Origin of the sequence: Phyllobacterium phragmitis (assembly GCF_002980495.1) — a bacterium.
GTDB classification, from domain to species: Bacteria; Pseudomonadota; Alphaproteobacteria; order Rhizobiales; family Rhizobiaceae; genus Paramesorhizobium; species Paramesorhizobium phragmitis.
Genome location: NZ_PVBR01000001.1, coordinates 319213 through 334550 on the forward strand (window position 1 = coordinate 319213; position 15338 = coordinate 334550).

Below are 15338 nucleotides of genomic sequence, written 5' to 3' on the forward strand. Positions count from 1 at the left end.
TGCAGCGCCTTGCGGCTGGCTTTATCTGCCGCACTCGTTTTTGCGCATATGATCTGGGAGTTCACCGATGCTGAAGGGGTCCATTACGGCACTTGTCACGCCATTCGATCGTAATGGCGCATTTGACGAGAAAGCCTTCCGCGCCTTGGTGAACTGGCAGATCGACGAAGGCTCGAATGGGCTGGTTCCGGTCGGCACCACGGGCGAATCTCCGACGCTTTCCCACGCGGAACACAAGCGTGTCGTCGAGGTCTGCATCGAGGAGACGAAGGGCCGCGTTCCGGTCATCGCCGGTGCAGGTTCCAACAATACGCGTGAATCCATCGAGCTTGCCCAGCATGCCGAAAAGGCCGGTGCGGATGCAATCCTCGTTGTGACGCCGTATTACAACAGGCCGAGCCAGCGCGGCCTCTATACCCATTATTCGCAAGTCGCCAAGGCGGTATCGCTGCCGGTCATCATCTATAATATTCCCGGCCGCTCGATCATCGACATGACGCCCGAGACGATGGGATCGCTTGCCCGCGACCACAAGAACATCGCGGGCGTCAAGGATGCGACCGGCAAGGTCGAGCGCGTTTCCGAACAGCGCATCACCTGTGGCAATGATTTCATCCAGCTTTCCGGCGAGGATGCGTCGGCGCTCGGTTTCAACGCCCATGGCGGAATAGGCTGCATTTCGGTGACGGCCAATGTCGCCCCGCGCTTGTGTTCGGAATTCCAGCAGGCCTGCCTCGCCGGCGACTTTGCCACGGCGCTTGGTATCCAGGACCGGCTGATGCCGCTGCACAAGGCGCTCTTCATCGAGCCCAATCCGGGCGGGGCGAAATATGCCCTGGCGCATCTCGGCAAGATCGAAGATACGCTGCGCTCGCCGATGGTGCCGATCGAGCCCGAGACGGCCGAGCGCATCGATCTCGCCATGAAGCACGCGGGGCTGATCAATTAGAGCAAGTCCAGGAAAAGTGTGTAGCGGTTTTCCGTCCGGACTCGCGTGAAAACAAATTGTTGAGCGGTTTTCCAATTCCATCAATAGGAAACCGCTCTAATGTTCGGCGGTAGCCGGCCCTATATAAAGCATCATGAACAAGCCAAAAAATGCTCCAGCGCGCAAGTTGATCGCGGATAACCGCAAGGCGCGCTACAATTTCGAAATCCTCGATACGCTCGAGGCTGGTCTCGTGCTGCAAGGCACCGAGGTCAAGTCGCTGCGCTCCAACCAGGCCAATATCGCCGAGAGCTATGCGAGCTTCGAGAATGGCGAGTTCTGGCTGATCAATTCCTATATCCCGGAATACACCCAGGGCAATCGCTTCAATCACGATCCTCGCCGTCTGCGCAAGCTCCTGGTGAACCGCCGCGAAATGGCGCGACTTTCCAATTCGATCGATCGCGAGGGCATGACGGTCGTGCCGCTGAAGCTCTATTTCAACGATCGCGGCCGCGCCAAGCTGGAACTGGCAGTGGCGCGCGGCAAGAAGCTGCACGACAAGCGTGAAACCGAGAAGAAGCGCGACTGGAATCGCGAGAAATTCCGCCTCCTGCGCGACAAAGGATAGTTCATTGAAGGGAGTAGGGGAGTAAGGGAATAGGGGATGTCTCTTGCCGAAGAATAAGAGATAAGGCTTACTCCCTTACTCCCTTACTCCCTTACTCCCTCATCCAGAAAATCTCGCGCCGATTTGAATACGTCGCGAAACATGCTCTCCGTCAGGACACCGGTATTGGTGTTGTAGCGCGAGCAATGATAGCTCGAGAAAATCCGGATATCATCGACCACGCCCATCCGGCCATGGCCGAACGGGTATTTCGATACCGGCTTGCCGAGCGCGCGGACGGTCGACTGGTGCGCGATCGTGCCGAGCGTGACGATGGCGCGCAGATGGGAAAACCGTCGGATGACGGGCGTGAGAAACTGCCGGCAATGGTTGATCTCGGCACCGACCGGCTTGTTTCCAGGCGGCACGCAGCGCACCGCATTGACGATTCCTGCGCCGACCAGTTCCAGGCTGTCGTCCGGCCGCGCCTCGAATTTTCCGCGTGCAAAACCGAAATCGCCCAATGTGCGGTAGAGCAGATCGCCGGCATAGTCGCCTGTAAAGGGGCGTCCCGTGCGGTTTGCCCCGCGTAGCCCCGGCGCCAGCCCGACAATCAACAGTTCGACGGTTTCATCGCCTCCGACAGGGAGAAAAGGCGGGACCGGCGCATTGTGCCAGTCAGGCTCCTTTTCGCGCCATTCGGCAAGGAAGGCATGCAGACGGGGACAGATTGCGCAGTCGGGCGAGGGTTCGGAAATCATTCCTCTTAATGACGTGGCCAAGCCCGGTATTCAATAGTCACGGTGATCAATAGTCGCCGTCGCCGTCTTCGGCTTCCTGGCGTCGCACCGGACGTTCGGAAGGATCACGGCCGATCTCGCTTTTCAGCGAAGCCAGATCGATGAAATGATCGGCCTGACGGCGCAGATCATCGGAAATCATCGGCGGTTGTGTGGTCAGCGTCGAAACGATGCTGACCTTACGGCCCCTGCGCTGCAGCGCTTCGACCAGCGAGCGGAAATCGCCATCGCCGGAGAATATGACGAAATGATCGACGGTATCGGTCAATTGCATGGCATCGACAGTCAGTTCGATATCCATATTGCCCTTGACCTTGCGGCGGCCGGTCGAGTCGGTGAACTCCTTGGCCGCCTTGGTGACGACCCGGTAGCCATTGTAGTCGAGCCAGTCGATCAGCGGACGGATCGAGGAATATTCCTGATCCTCGACCAGCGCCGTATAGTAATAGGCGCGAAGCAGATAGCCACGCTTCTGGAAGGCCTTGAGCAATTTACGGTAGTCGATATCAAATCCGAGCGTTTTGGACGCGGCGTAGAGATTGGCGCCGTCCATAAAGAGCGCGATCTTCTCGCGGGAATCGAACATGCTTCAAATATCCATTCTTGCGGTTCCGCACGCGCTGAGGGGGCGACCGACTGAAATATAGGTGAGTGAAGGCAAATGGCGAGTAACCATGCCATATTCTTGTTGTACGATGCGGATAAATAGAATCCAAGCAATTGCAGGTTGTCTGGAAATCGACTGCACTCATTTATACGTGTAAAATCTGTGTGGCCGCTGTACAACCCTGTATAGGGATCGCAGTTCCCGGCATTCATTATGTGCCGGATAGCGTCGGAGGTGTGGTCAAAGAAGCGACCCGAGATGCGATAAGGCGTCACGCTCATGCCGCTTTTGCTTGTTTTTTGCAGGCGTAAGCGCTATGTGCAGGAAAATCCCGTCAATCGACTTGAAATATGAAAGGGGCATCCAATGGCCCGCGTCACCGTTGAGGATTGCGTCGACAAGGTTGAAAACCGGTTTGAGCTGGTACTGTTGGCAAGCCACCGTGCGCGCCAGATTTCGCAGGGCGCTCACATCACCATCGATCGCGACAATGACAAGAATCCGGTCGTGGCTCTTCGCGAGATTGCGGACGAGATGCTGTCGCCCGGCGATCTGAAGGAAGATCTGATCCACTCGCTGCAGAAACATGTGGAAGTGGATGAGCCGGAGGCCGTCGCTCAGCCGCAGTTGACCGGCAGCACCGAGGAAGTCGCCGTCGAGGTCGCCGACACGGCGGAAGAGGAGATCGTTTCGTTCGACCGCATGTCGGAGGAAGAACTTCTGGCCGGTATCGAAGGTCTCGTCGCTCCCGAAAAAAGCGACGACTACTGATAGAGGAAAGATACGCTTTTTTCGCTGCGGTGCTTGATCGTTAGAGCGTATTTACCCTTTCAATGTCAGTTTCGACATGCGTCGCGGCCCGAAGCTGCGGCGCATGTTTGCGTGATAGGCTCGTGTTGCGTGTCTCCGGCCGGAGGCACAAAAATCTTTCTATCACTTTGGAATATCGCATGGTGATGCAGGTATATTGCGATGCCGTGGCCTTAATGAGGAGAGCCAATAGATGATGCGCCAGTACGAGCTTGTGGAACGCGTCCAGCGCTACAAGCCAGACGTCAACGAGGCGCTCCTCAACAAGGCCTATGTCTATGCCATGCAGAAGCATGGCAGCCAGAAGCGGGCCACCGGCGATCCGTATTTTTCCCATCCGCTCGAAGTCGCAGCCATTCTCACCGACATGCATCTCGACGAGGCGACGATCGCGATCGCGCTCCTGCACGATACGATCGAGGATACGACCGCGACGCGGCAGGAGATCGACCAACTGTTCGGCCCCGATATCGGCAAGCTGGTCGAGGGGCTGACCAAGCTGAAGAAACTCGATCTCGTCTCCAAGAAGGCGGTGCAGGCGGAAAACCTGCGCAAGCTGCTGCTGGCGATTTCCGAGGATGTTCGGGTGCTGCTGGTCAAGCTTGCCGACCGGCTCCACAACATGCGCACGCTCGGCGTCATGCGCGAGGACAAGCGTCTGCGCATCGCCGAGGAGACGATGGATATCTATGCGCCGCTTGCCGGCCGCATGGGCATGCAGGATATGCGCGAGGAACTGGAGGAACTGGCGTTCCGCTATATCAATCCGGAGGCGTGGAAGGCCGTTACCGACCGTCTTGCCGAGCTTCTGGAAAAGAACCGCGGCGTCCTGCAGAAAATCGAGCACGATCTCTCCGACCTTTTCGAGAAGAACGGGATCAAGGCCAGCGTCAAGAGCCGTCAGAAACAGCCCTGGTCGGTCTTCCGCAAAATGGAGACCAAGGCGCTTTCCTTCGAGCAATTGTCGGATATTTTCGGCTTCCGCGTCGTCGTCGATACGGTGGAGGACTGTTATCAGGCGCTGGGGATCATCCACACCACATGGTCGATGGTGCCGGGGCGGTTCAAGGACTATATCTCGACGCCGAAGCAGAACGACTATCGCTCCATCCACACCACCATCGTGGGGCCGTCGCGCCAGCGTGTCGAGCTTCAGATACGCACGCGCGAGATGGATGAGATCGCCGAATACGGCGTCGCGGCCCATTCCATCTACAAGGATCGCGGCAGCGCGGAAAATCCGCATGTCATCTCGACCGAAACCAACGCCTATACCTGGCTGCGCCAGACCATCGAGGCCTTGGCCGAAGGCGATAATCCGGAAGAGTTTCTCGAACATACAAAGCTCGAACTCTTCCAGGATCAGGTCTTCTGCTTCACGCCCAAGGGGCGGTTGATCGCCCTGCCGCGTGGCGCCACGCCGATCGACTTCGCCTATGCCGTGCATACCGATGTCGGCGACTCTTGCGTCGGCGCGAAGGTCAATGGACGCATCATGCCGCTGATGACGGAACTGCAGAACGGCGACGAGGTGGAGATCATCCGCTCCAAGGCGCAGGTGCCGCCCGCCGCCTGGGAGGCGGTCGTCGTCACCGGCAAGGCCCGCGCCGCCATCCGTCGCGCCACCCGCTCCGCCGTACGCAAGCAATATTCCGGGCTGGGAATGCGTATTCTCGAGCGCGCTTTCGAGCGTGCCGGCAAGACGTTCTCCAAGGACAGCCTGAAGCAGGGCCTGCCGCGCCTCGCACGCAAGGACATCGAAGATGTGCTGGCCGCCGTCGGGCGGGGCGAATTGCCGTCGACCGATGTGGTCAAGGCCGTCCATCCCGATTATCAGGATACCCGGGTAACCCTGCAAAGCCCGGCCAATAGGGGCGAGAAGGGTTGGTTCAATATCCAGAACGCAGCCGGCATGATCTTCAAGGTGCCCGAAGGCGGCGAAGCGGGAGGCGGGACCGAAATCAAGGCGACAGTAGCTGGCGCCAAGCGGGAAGGTGGCGGAAAGCGCGCTTTGCCGATCAGGGGGACGAGCGGCGATCTGCCCGTGCGCTTCTCGCCGGAAGGTGCTGTGCCGGGCGACCGCATCGTCGGCATCCTGCAGCCGGGCGCAGGCATCACGATCTATCCGATCCAGTCGCCGGCGCTCACCGCTTATGACGATCAGCCGGAGCGCTGGATCGACGTGCGCTGGGATATCGACGAGCAGATGAAGGAGCGTTTTCCGGCGCGCATCAGCGTCTCGGCGATCAATTCGCCCGGATCGCTTGCCGAGATCGCGCAGGTTTCTGCCGCCAACGACGCCAACATTCACAATCTGTCGATGGTGCGCACCGCGCCGGATTTCACCGAGATGATCATGGATATCGAGGTATGGGATCTGAAGCACCTCAACCGCATCATCTCGCAATTGAAGGAAAGCGCCTGCGTCAGCGACGTGCGACGGGTGAATGGATAGATGTCCCATCGCCTGCCCGTCATTCTCGGGCTTGTCCCGAGAATCTGCGACAAGGAAACGAAAAGGAATTACCGTCCTGAAGATCATGCCGTCGTGGATTCTCGGGACAAGCCCGAGAATGACGGCGAAAGTCGAAGCAGTTTCATACTGGTTCTGACAAATCCTAAAATGAAAAACTATAGGAAACACCCATGAACACCGAGGACGTGCTGGCCGTCTTCCGCGAGGCGGGAGCCATTCTGGAAGGCCATTTCATCTTGACTTCCGGTCTGCGCAGCCCGGTCTTTCTCCAGAAGGCACGCGTTTTCATGCATGCCGACAAGACCGAAAAGCTCTGCAAGGCGCTCGCCGAGAAGATCGGGGCGGCAGGACTGGGGCAGATCGATTACGTCGTCGGCCCGGCCGTCGGTGGGCTTATTCCCGCCTATGAGACGTCGCGGCACCTGGGCGTACCGGCGATCTGGGTCGAACGCGAAAACGGCGTCTTCCGGCTCCGCCGCTTCGCCATCCCCGAAGGCGCCCGGGTTGTGATCGTGGAAGATATCGTCACCACCGGCCTTTCTATCCGCGAAACCATCGATTGCCTGAACGAGTTGAAGGCCGATGTGCTGGCAGCCGCCTGCATCGTCGACCGTTCAGCAGGGAAGGCCGATGTCGGAACAAGGCTGATCGCGCTGGCCGAATATGAGGTGCCGGCCTATGCGCCGGACAATCTGCCTCCCGAACTGGCGGCGATACCGGCCGTCAAGCCGGGAAGCAGGAATATTTGAAGGGAGTAGGGGAATAAGGGAATAAGGGAGTAGGCAATAGCAAGTATGCTAAATAGCCTTGCCCGCTCATCATCAACACATACTTCCCTATTCCCCTATTCCCCTATTCCCCTATGACTTCCGCATATCAGGCAGGAACACCGTCAACAGCCCGAGCAGCGGCAGATACGAGCAGATCGTGTAGACGAACGATATGCCCTTGGCGTCGGCAACGATGCCGAGAACGGCCGCGGCGATACCCGCCATGCCGAAGGCGAAGCCGAAGAACAGCCCTGCGATCATGCCGACGCGGCCCGGCACCAGTTCCTGCGCGAAGACGACGATGGCCGGAAAGGCCGAGGCAAGGATCAGGCCGATGATCACGGTCAGGACGGCAGTCGTGGGAAGATCCGCATAGGGCATGGCGAGCGTGAAGGGCAAAACGCCGAGAATCGAGAACCAGATGACGGCGCGCGAGCCTATTCTGTCGCCGATCGGGCCGCCGAGGATCGTGCCGAGGGCGACGGAGCCGAGAAACAGGAACAGGAGAAGTTGCGAAGTCTGCACCGAAACGCCGAACTTGTTGATCGTGTAGAAGGTGTAATAGCTCGACAGGCTCGCCATGTAGATGTTCTTGGTGAAGACCAGCAGCGCCAGCACCGCAAGCGAGATCGCGACCTTGCCGCGCGGCAGCGGCAATGTCCGGTCCGGCGCCGGACGGTTGGCGTTGGCTGTGCGGTAGCGCGTGTACCAATTGCTCACCTTCCAGAGAACACCCATCCCGAGCAATGCGGCGAGAGAGAACCAGGCGACGCTCGCCTGGCCGCGCGGCAGGACGATGAATGCCGCGAGCAGGGGACCGATCGCCGTGCCGAAATTACCGCCGACCTGGAACAGCGATTGTGCGAGGCCATGGCGTCCGCCCGAGGCAAGACGCGCCACGCGCGACGATTCGGGATGGAAAATCGAGGAGCCGAGACCGACGCATGCGGCACCCGCCAGAAGCATCGAATAGTGCTGCGCCGAGGCGAGCAGGATCAATCCGATGAGGGTGCACCCCATGCCGGCGGGCAGGGAATAGGGCATCGGCCGCTTGTCCGTATACATGCCGACCATAGGCTGCAGGATCGAGGCCGTTACCTGAAAGGTGAAGGTCAAAAGCCCGATCTGCCAGAAATCGAGATGATAATCGGCTTTCAGCATGGGATAGATCGCGGAGAGCAGCGACTGCATCATGTCGTTGAGCAGGTGGCAGAAGCTGACCGCGAGGATGACGGTGAATGCCGTCGCATCGGCGGCAGGGGTGACGGGTGTATGGGCCGCGGCAGTGGTATCGGTCACGCTATGCTCCAAGGAATTGCTGCACCATGGCGGGGCCAGATGCGAGCGTCGTTTTGCGAAGGTCGTTTTTATAGAAGTTGCAGAGAACCCGCTTTCGTGGTTTGGTCCATTTCTTTCGCGAGTGGGCCATCCCATGTCATCGATAACACCACCCCGTTTCATGCCCGCGTCCATTACGGGTGACGAACTCGAACGTCTGCATGAACAGCGCGTGCTCTGGCTGGAGGAGATCGAAGGCCCGGTAGTGGCGCTGCCGACCGAATATCCCGATGGCCATCTTGTTCCGCGCCACAGCCACAGCCGCTCGCAACTTCTCTATGCCCTGGCAGGCGTGGTGCTGGTGACGACCGATGCAGGGCGCTGGATGGTACCGCCCGAACATGCGATCTGGCTTCCGGCGGGCGTTCATCACGCGGTCGAAATACTCGGTGCGGTCAGCATGCGCTCCATCTATATCGCGCCGGATGCGACCATTGGCCTGCCGACGCATCTTCACGTGGTGGCGCTCACCGATCTGATGCGATGCCTCATCGTGGAAGCGGTTATATCAGACGACAATCCGCCGCCGGGCAGCCGCGGTGCGCTCGTGACCGGGTTGCTCCTTGACGAGCTGCACAATCTGCCGGAACGACCGCTGGGCTTGCCTTTTCCTGCGGAGCCGCGTCTTTCGGCGCTCTGCCGCCGGTTTGTCGAGAAGCCGTCGCCACACGCCACCATCGATGAATGGGCAGCAGTGCTCGCCATGAGCCGCCGTTCCTTCACGCGCAGCTTTCAACGCGAGACGGGCTTGAGCTTTTCGGTCTGGCGGCAGCAGGCCTGCCTCTTCGCCGCCTTGCCGCGCCTTGCCGATGGCGAACCGGTAACGAGTGTGGCGCTTGATCTCGGCTATGAAAGCGTGCCGGCCTTCACCACCATGTTCAAGCGCATGCTGGGCGTTTCGCCGCGATTCTACCTGAGTGGAACGCTTGCGCAGCGCCAGCAGCCTTCCTGATGAGTTTTCGAATGAAAAATAATTCCAATTGTTTCCGCCACGCCGGACGGGTATGAGACCGGAATGCTTTTTCGACGCCGCAAACCGGTTAGCCCATGGGAAAGACTGCGCACCTATCTTTGGCCGCGGCGGTCTTTCTCGCGCTCGCTGCGCTACATGGGTAAGCGCATCATGCGCATCACTGCCTCGCCGCATGCGATTGCGGCTGGATTGGCCGTGGGTGTTTTCTCGGCTTTCACGCCATTTTTCGGCTTCCATATCATCATTGCGATCGTTCTCGCCTATATCTTCGCCGGAAACGTTGCCGCCGCGGCCTTGGGGACGACGGTCGCCAATCCGCTGACCGTCCCGGTCATCTGGGGCGCGACCTTCGAATTCGGACGCTTCATGCTGACAGGCGATTTTTCCTCCGCGCATCCCCCGGTGCATCTCGGGCGGATGCTGGAACATTTCAATTTCCACGATATATGGGGCCCGGTGTTGAAGCCGATGCTGTTCGGCTCGACGGTACTCGGTCTTTTCTTCGCCCTGATCGTCTATGTCGTGACAAGATGGGCGATTGGCGCCTTCCACCGCAAGCGACGCGAACGGTTGGCCGCGCGCGCCAATGACAACAGCGATATCGGTGCCCTGAAATCGGAAGCGTTCGGCGCATGATTATCGGCATCGGCAGCGACCTCATCGATATCAGGCGTGTCGAAAAGACCCTCGAACGGCACGGCCAGCGCTTCACCGACCGTGTGTTCACACCGATCGAACGGGCAAAGTCTGATCGGCGTGCCCAGCGTGCCGCCTCCTACGCCAAGCGTTTCGCCGCCAAGGAGGCCTGCGCCAAGGCGCTCGGCACCGGCATGTCGCGCGGCGTGTTCTGGCGGGACATGGGCGTCGTCAATCTGCCCTCCGGCAAGCCGACCATGCAATTGACCAACGGCGCGGCGGCGCAGCTTGAACGGATCATCCCAGCCGGCCATATTGCCGCCATACATCTGACAATTACCGATGATTTTCCTCTCGCACAGGCGTTTGTCATCATTGAAGCCCTGCCTGCCTAGTTTCTCGTCGTCACCGGCCGGCAAACGACCTCGGCGAGGTCGCTAATCTTCAGGCATCAGCCGATCGCCGGATTGCTTCACGCAATCGTAACGGCTAATAGAACGCGTTATTGCAATCGGAGAACTAATGAGCGTGTCCGACAAGAGCGAAGTGAAAAAATCCGGCGGTCTGGGTGAAACCCTGAGCGTCGTCGTGCAGGCTCTGGTCCTCGCATTGATCATCCGAACGCTTCTGTTCCAGCCTTTCAGCATTCCGTCGGGCTCAATGCGCCCGACGCTGCTCGAAGGCGATTATCTGTTTGTTTCGAAGTTTTCCTACGGTTATTCGCATTTCTCGCTGCCCTTTTCGCCTGATCTGTTCTCTGGGCGTATATGGGCGAGCCAGCCCAAGCGCGGCGACATCGTGGTCTTCAAGCTGCCGAGCGACACTTCGATCGACTATATCAAGCGCGTGGTCGGCCTGCCGGGTGACCGCATCCAGATGCGCCAGGGCGTCCTTTACATCAATGACGTCCCGGTCAAGCGCGAGAAAGTGGGCGAGATCAACAACCCCGACATCACCGAGCAGAACCGTCCGGTCGCTGTCTACCGCGAGACGCTGCCCGATGGCGTCAGCTACGACACACTCGATCTTGCGCCCAATTCGATCGGCGACGACACCCGCGTCTTCGAGGTTCCTGCCGGCCATTATTTCATGATGGGCGACAATCGCGACAATTCGCTCGATAGCCGGTTCACCGTGGGCTACGTGCCCTTCGAGAATCTCGTCGGTCGCGCCAACCTCATCTTTTTCTCCATTGCCGATGGCGCAAGCCCGCTGGAACTGTGGCGCTGGCCGGCGGATATCCGCCTCGGCCGTCTGCTCACCTCGGTCAATGCGGAGCCGCATCTCGTAAACGGAAACTGATCGGTGGCGATTGGCATCAGTGAATATCCGCTTTCTGGAGCTGCGCATGGCTGGTAAAGTCGACATCGCACAGTTTCTCGAGGAAAAGACCGGGCACAAATTCAACGATCCTGCCCGGCTCGAACGGGCGCTGACCCATTCGAGCGCCCGCCAGAAAGCAGGCACCAATTACGAGCGGCTCGAGTTTCTGGGCGATCGCGTGCTGGGGCTGCTGGTGGCGGAAATGCTGTTTGCAGCTTTTCCGAATGCCGATGAAGGCGAATTGTCGGTCCGCCTCAATTCGCTCGTCAATGCCGAAACCTGCGCGTCGGTAGCCGATGAGATCGGCCTTCACGTCCTGATCCGCACCGGCGCGGACATCAAGGCGCTGATGACCGACAAGCGTCTCTTGAATGTCCGGGCCGACGTGATTGAAGCGCTGATCGCCACCATCTATCTCGAGGGCGGGCTTGAGGCGGTACGGCCGTTCATCCAGCGCTATTGGGAGCCGCGCTCGCGCGTCACCGAAGCGGGCCGCCGCGATGCCAAGACCGAATTGCAGGAATGGGCGCACCAGCAGGGCGGGGTGCAGCCTGTTTATCTCATCAAGAGCCGCACCGGACCGGATCATGATCCGCAATTCACGGTGAAAGTGACGGTGCCAGGCTTCGATGCCGCTGTCGGAGTGGGACGATCCAAGCGGATCGCCGAGCAGAATGCGGCTGTGGAAATATTATATCGTGAAGGCGTGTGGATGCGTCCGGAAGAAGGAACACTATGACCGACAAATCCATTCCGACGAGCGAGGGGGAAACCAGTGAACCGACGCGCTCCGGCTTCGTCGCGCTGATCGGGGCTCCGAATGCGGGCAAGTCCACCCTCGTCAACCAGCTCGTCGGCACCAAGGTTTCGATCGTCACGCACAAGGTGCAGACAACCCGCGCGCTGGTACGCGGCATCCTGATCCATGACCGAACGCAGATCGTCCTGATCGATACACCAGGCATATTCCGCCCGAAGCGGCGCCTCGACCGCGCCATGGTGACGAAGGCCTGGGGCGGCGCGCGCGATGCCGATCTGGTGCTGGTCATCATCGATGCGCAGGGCAGCAGGCTGAACGAGGAGGCCGAGGCGATCCTCGAAAGCCTCAAGGAGGTGCGCCAGCCGAAGATCCTCGTCTTGAACAAGGTGGATCGTGTCGATCCGCCGTCACTTCTCAAGCTGACGGCAGCCGCCAATGAAAAGGTCGCCTTTGATCGTACCTTCATGATCTCGGCGCTCACCGGCTCCGGCTGCAACGATCTGCGCGACTACCTCGCCAATGCGCTGCCGGAAGGGCCGTGGTATTATCCCGAGGACCAGATTTCCGACATGCCGATGCGCCAGCTCGCGGCGGAAGTGACGCGCGAGAAGCTCTACCTGCGCCTGCATGAGGAACTGCCCTATGCCTCCACCGTGGAGACGGAGCGCTGGGAGGAAAAGAAGGACGGTTCGGTGCGCATCGAACAGGTCATCTATGTCGAGCGCGAGAGCCAGAAGAAAATCGTGCTTGGCCACAAGGGCGAGACGATCAGGTCCATCGGCCAGGCAGCACGCAAGGACATCGCCGAAATGCTGGAACAGCCGGTGCATCTCTTCCTTTTCGTCAAGGTCCGCGACAATTGGGGCAACGATCCCGAACGCTACCGGGAAATGGGACTTGATTTCCCGCATTAGGGCCTTTCACATAGTAATAGAAACGCTGGTTCTAGGCGCCCCCTCTGGCCTGCCGGCCATCTCCCCCACAAGGAGGGAGATTACGCCTTCATTGATGGCGAACTCTATTCTGCTACGTTGGCGATTGATGAAAGCGGAACTCACATCCAATCTCCCCCCTTGTGGGGGAGATGCCCGGCAGGGCAGAGGGGGGAAAGAGCGTCAATCGAACGGGAACCCTCTCTCATGGAATGGCGCGACGAAGGTATAATCCTCGGCACGAGACGGCATGGCGAGACGAGCGCTATCGTCGAGTTGATGACCAGCGCCCATGGTCGGCATCTGGGCATCGTGCGGGGCGGACGCTCGCGCAAGATGCAGCCGCTGCTTCAGCCGGGAAACCGGGTCGATGCCTTATGGCGCGCCCGGCTGGACGAACATCTCGGCACCTTCCAGGTCGAGCCCCTGAGCTTTGCCGCCGCGCGTCTGATCGAGATGCCGGTAGCGCTCTACGGCATCCAGCTTGCCGCAGCGCATCTGCGCCAGTTGCCCGAGCGCGACCCGCATCCGGGCCTGTTCGAGACGCTGGCGCTGATCATCGAGCATTTCGACGATCCGCTGGCGGCGGGCGAATTGCTGCTGCGCTTCGAGATCATGATGCTGGAGGAACTGGGTTTCGGCCTCGACCTGCAATCCTGCGCGGCCACGGGAAGCCGCGAACATCTCACCTATGTTTCACCGAAATCGGGCAGGGCGGTATCGCGCGACGCGGGAAAGCCCTGGGCCGACAAGCTCCTGCCGATGCCGGATTTCGTTTCGAGCAACCGGGTCCGCGCCGTCTCGGTCGCCGAGATCGATGATGCCTTTCGCATGACCGGCTATTTCCTGACGCGCCACGTCTGGGAGCCGCGCGCCCAGACAGCACCGGAGGCGCGCGCCGGCTTTCTGGCTGCGTTGGCGAAAATATCGGCGCCGCACCCCTGAAGCAGGTTTATTCCGCCGGCTGGAGGGCAGGCCGCTCCACCGCATGTTCGCGGATCGGCCAATGCACGGCCGCGGCGAAGAGGCCGAGCGCGACGCCGAACCACCAGACCGGATCATAGGAGCCGAAACGGTCATAGAGATAGCCGCCGAGCCAGACGCCGAGGAACGAGCCGATCTGGTGCGAGAAGAAGACGATGCCGCCGAGCATGCCGAGATAACGCGTACCGAACATGATGGCGACCAGCGCATTCGTCGGCGGCACGGTGGAAAGCCAGAGCAGGCCCATCAGGCCGGAGAAGATCAGCACCGACATCCCCGATTGCGGCAAGAGCAGGAAGGCGGCGACGAGAACCGAGCGCGCGAGATAGAGCATCGTCAGGAAGATTGGCTTGGACGTGCGCTGGCTGATCACGCCGGAGGCGAGCGAGCCGATGATGTTGAAGAAGCCGATCAGCGCCAGACCCCAGACGGCATATTGCGGCTCGATACCGATATCGGCGATATAGGCCGGAAAATGCGCGGTGATGAAGGCTACCTGAAAGCCGCAGACGAAAAATCCTGACGTGAGCAGCAGATAGCTCTTATGGCCGAGTGCCTCGCGCAGCGCCGCGCCGATCGACTGCTTGTAGGCGCTCTGGCTGATGCGTCCGCTTGTCGAATTGCCGCGCAGCGGAATTGCCAGAAGTGGGATCACAAGCATGGCGATGCCCATATAGACCAGCGCATCCGACCAGCCGTAGCGCTCGATCAGGCCGAGGCTGATCGGCGCGAAGACGAACATGCCCGCCGAACCCGCCGCCGTGCCGAGACCGAAGACGAAGGTGCGGTTTTCAGCCGAAACATTGCGCGCGAAGGCCGACAGCACGATGCCGAACGAACCGGCCGCAACGCCGAGCCCGACGAGAATGCCGCCGCCGACATGCAGCATGGTCGGCGAATCCGCATGCGCCATCAGCATGAGCCCGCTCGCATAGAGGATCGCCGAGAGAAGCAGCACGCGCCATGTGCCGTACTTGTCGGCGATTGCGCCGAAGAATGGCTGGCCCGCGCCCCAGAACAAATTCTGCAAGGCCATCGCGAGACCGAATGTCGTGCGGTCCCAGCCCTTTTCCGTCAGCATCGGCAATTGGAATATGCCCATGGCTGAACGGGGCCCGAAGGTCAGAAGCGCTATCAAACAGCCAGAGGCGATGATCAGCCAGGGCAGGGCGGTTTGCTTCGTGGCGGGCGAATGGACCATGTCGATATCCTGGAGCAACAAAGGATGTGGAGCGGTTCACCACTCCAGTGTGGAGATAACATTAGCCGATCGGACACTTCAGACAAACGAATTGGTTTGAACATCCGTTCACTGGATTTGATCGTTTGGATCGTCAGATGTTTTCAGCGTAGCGGCGGTGGCATCGGTGAGGCATGGATTCCTGTGCTTG

The 15338-nt window shown here is 59.9% G+C and carries 16 protein-coding genes; 12 read left to right on the top strand and 4 right to left on the bottom strand.

From position 1 onward, the window contains the following. Positions 1 to 67 precede the first annotated feature (67 nt). Positions 68 to 949: a 4-hydroxy-tetrahydrodipicolinate synthase gene (gene dapA / locus C5748_RS01495; protein WP_105740137.1), complete on the top strand. Its 882-nt coding sequence runs from the start codon at positions 68 to 70 to the stop codon at positions 947 to 949. Between the two features lie 133 nt (positions 950 to 1082). Next, positions 1083 to 1559 (top strand): SsrA-binding protein SmpB, encoded by a 477-nt coding sequence (gene smpB / locus C5748_RS01500; protein ID WP_105740138.1) that lies wholly within the window; start codon positions 1083 to 1085, stop codon positions 1557 to 1559. Positions 1560 to 1642: 83 nt separating this feature from the next. Here the strand turns inward: smpB and C5748_RS01505 are convergent, their stop codons facing one another. Continuing rightward, the gene (locus C5748_RS01505) at positions 1643 to 2299 is read right to left on the bottom strand and encodes a uracil-DNA glycosylase (protein WP_105740139.1); all 657 of its coding nucleotides are present in this window, start codon (positions 2297 to 2299) and stop codon (positions 1643 to 1645) included. Between the two features lie 46 nt (positions 2300 to 2345). After that, entirely contained in the window at positions 2346 to 2924 is a 579-nt protein-coding gene (locus tag C5748_RS01510; protein ID WP_105740140.1) for a LabA-like NYN domain-containing protein, read from the bottom strand. Positions 2925 to 3311: 387 nt separating this feature from the next. Here C5748_RS01510 and rpoZ point away from each other — a divergent pair, with 387 nt between their 5' ends. The 3 genes from rpoZ to pyrE all read left to right on the top strand — a co-directional run bounded on the left by rpoZ (position 3312) and on the right by pyrE (position 6980). Next, positions 3312 to 3716 (top strand): DNA-directed RNA polymerase subunit omega, encoded by a 405-nt coding sequence (gene rpoZ / locus C5748_RS01515; RefSeq protein WP_105740141.1) that lies wholly within the window; start codon positions 3312 to 3314, stop codon positions 3714 to 3716. A 232-nt stretch (positions 3717 to 3948) separates the two neighbouring features. Next, entirely contained in the window at positions 3949 to 6210 is a 2262-nt protein-coding gene (locus C5748_RS01520; protein WP_105740142.1) for a RelA/SpoT family protein, read from the top strand. A 191-nt stretch (positions 6211 to 6401) separates the two neighbouring features. Continuing rightward, the gene (gene pyrE / locus C5748_RS01525) at positions 6402 to 6980 is read left to right on the top strand and encodes an orotate phosphoribosyltransferase (protein WP_105740143.1); all 579 of its coding nucleotides are present in this window, start codon (positions 6402 to 6404) and stop codon (positions 6978 to 6980) included. 111 nt (positions 6981 to 7091) lie between these two features. Here pyrE and C5748_RS01530 read toward each other — a convergent pair whose 3' ends face one another. Then, positions 7092 to 8300 (bottom strand): MFS transporter, encoded by a 1209-nt coding sequence (locus C5748_RS01530; RefSeq protein WP_245428720.1) that lies wholly within the window; start codon positions 8298 to 8300, stop codon positions 7092 to 7094. A gap of 133 nt (positions 8301 to 8433) precedes the next feature. On the opposite strand from C5748_RS01530, the gene C5748_RS01535 reads away from it, so the two are divergent. The 7 genes from C5748_RS01535 to recO all read left to right on the top strand — a co-directional run bounded on the left by C5748_RS01535 (position 8434) and on the right by recO (position 13908). Beyond that, positions 8434 to 9291, top strand: a complete 858-nt coding sequence (locus tag C5748_RS01535; protein WP_425350186.1) for an AraC family transcriptional regulator — start codon at positions 8434 to 8436, stop codon at positions 9289 to 9291. Between the two features lie 63 nt (positions 9292 to 9354). Next, positions 9355 to 9948 carry a type IV secretion system effector BspA gene (bspA, locus tag C5748_RS01540; RefSeq protein ID WP_105740146.1) on the top strand — a complete coding sequence of 198 codons (594 nt, stop codon included), beginning with the start codon at positions 9355 to 9357 and terminating at the stop codon, positions 9946 to 9948. Then, positions 9945 to 10343, top strand: coding sequence for a holo-ACP synthase (gene acpS, locus C5748_RS01545; RefSeq protein ID WP_105740147.1), 399 nt, complete (start codon positions 9945 to 9947; stop codon positions 10341 to 10343). The genes bspA and acpS overlap by 4 nt, the downstream gene beginning before the upstream one ends. A 127-nt stretch (positions 10344 to 10470) precedes the next feature. Then, positions 10471 to 11250 carry a signal peptidase I gene (gene lepB, locus C5748_RS01550; protein WP_105740148.1) on the top strand — a complete coding sequence of 260 codons (780 nt, stop codon included), beginning with the start codon at positions 10471 to 10473 and terminating at the stop codon, positions 11248 to 11250. A 46-nt stretch (positions 11251 to 11296) separates the two neighbouring features. After that, complete coding sequence (gene rnc, locus C5748_RS01555; protein ID WP_105740305.1) at positions 11297 to 12010, top strand: ribonuclease III; 714 nt, start codon at positions 11297 to 11299, stop codon at positions 12008 to 12010. Next, entirely contained in the window at positions 12007 to 12945 is a 939-nt protein-coding gene (gene era, locus C5748_RS01560; protein ID WP_105740149.1) for a GTPase Era, read from the top strand. Before rnc ends, era begins: the two co-directional genes overlap by 4 nt. Before the next feature lie 225 nt (positions 12946 to 13170). Beyond that, positions 13171 to 13908, top strand: a complete 738-nt coding sequence (recO, locus tag C5748_RS01570; protein ID WP_105740151.1) for a DNA repair protein RecO — start codon at positions 13171 to 13173, stop codon at positions 13906 to 13908. 7 nt (positions 13909 to 13915) lie between these two features. On the opposite strand, the gene C5748_RS01575 is transcribed toward recO, so the two are convergent. Then, positions 13916 to 15148 carry an MFS transporter gene (locus C5748_RS01575; protein ID WP_105740152.1) on the bottom strand — a complete coding sequence of 411 codons (1233 nt, stop codon included), beginning with the start codon at positions 15146 to 15148 and terminating at the stop codon, positions 13916 to 13918. Positions 15149 to 15338 lie beyond the last annotated feature (190 nt).

Coding starts and splice junctions, on each gene's coding strand:
- C5748_RS01505 (WP_105740139.1), bottom strand. CDS start 2,299: ATGATTTCCGAACCCTCGCCCGACTGCGCAATCTGTCCCCGTCTGCAT.
- C5748_RS01520 (WP_105740142.1), top strand. CDS start 3,949: ATGATGCGCCAGTACGAGCTTGTGGAACGCGTCCAGCGCTACAAGCCA.
- rpoZ (WP_105740141.1), top strand. CDS start 3,312: ATGGCCCGCGTCACCGTTGAGGATTGCGTCGACAAGGTTGAAAACCGG.
- smpB (WP_105740138.1), top strand. CDS start 1,083: ATGAACAAGCCAAAAAATGCTCCAGCGCGCAAGTTGATCGCGGATAAC.
- C5748_RS01510 (WP_105740140.1), bottom strand. CDS start 2,924: ATGTTCGATTCCCGCGAGAAGATCGCGCTCTTTATGGACGGCGCCAAT.
- recO (WP_105740151.1), top strand. CDS start 13,171: ATGGAATGGCGCGACGAAGGTATAATCCTCGGCACGAGACGGCATGGC.
- era (WP_105740149.1), top strand. CDS start 12,007: ATGACCGACAAATCCATTCCGACGAGCGAGGGGGAAACCAGTGAACCG.
- C5748_RS01535 (WP_425350186.1), top strand. CDS start 8,434: ATGTCATCGATAACACCACCCCGTTTCATGCCCGCGTCCATTACGGGT.
- bspA (WP_105740146.1), top strand. CDS start 9,355: ATGCTTTTTCGACGCCGCAAACCGGTTAGCCCATGGGAAAGACTGCGC.
- C5748_RS01575 (WP_105740152.1), bottom strand. CDS start 15,148: ATGGTCCATTCGCCCGCCACGAAGCAAACCGCCCTGCCCTGGCTGATC.
- pyrE (WP_105740143.1), top strand. CDS start 6,402: ATGAACACCGAGGACGTGCTGGCCGTCTTCCGCGAGGCGGGAGCCATT.
- lepB (WP_105740148.1), top strand. CDS start 10,471: ATGAGCGTGTCCGACAAGAGCGAAGTGAAAAAATCCGGCGGTCTGGGT.
- dapA (WP_105740137.1), top strand. CDS start 68: ATGCTGAAGGGGTCCATTACGGCACTTGTCACGCCATTCGATCGTAAT.
- rnc (WP_105740305.1), top strand. CDS start 11,297: ATGGCTGGTAAAGTCGACATCGCACAGTTTCTCGAGGAAAAGACCGGG.
- acpS (WP_105740147.1), top strand. CDS start 9,945: ATGATTATCGGCATCGGCAGCGACCTCATCGATATCAGGCGTGTCGAA.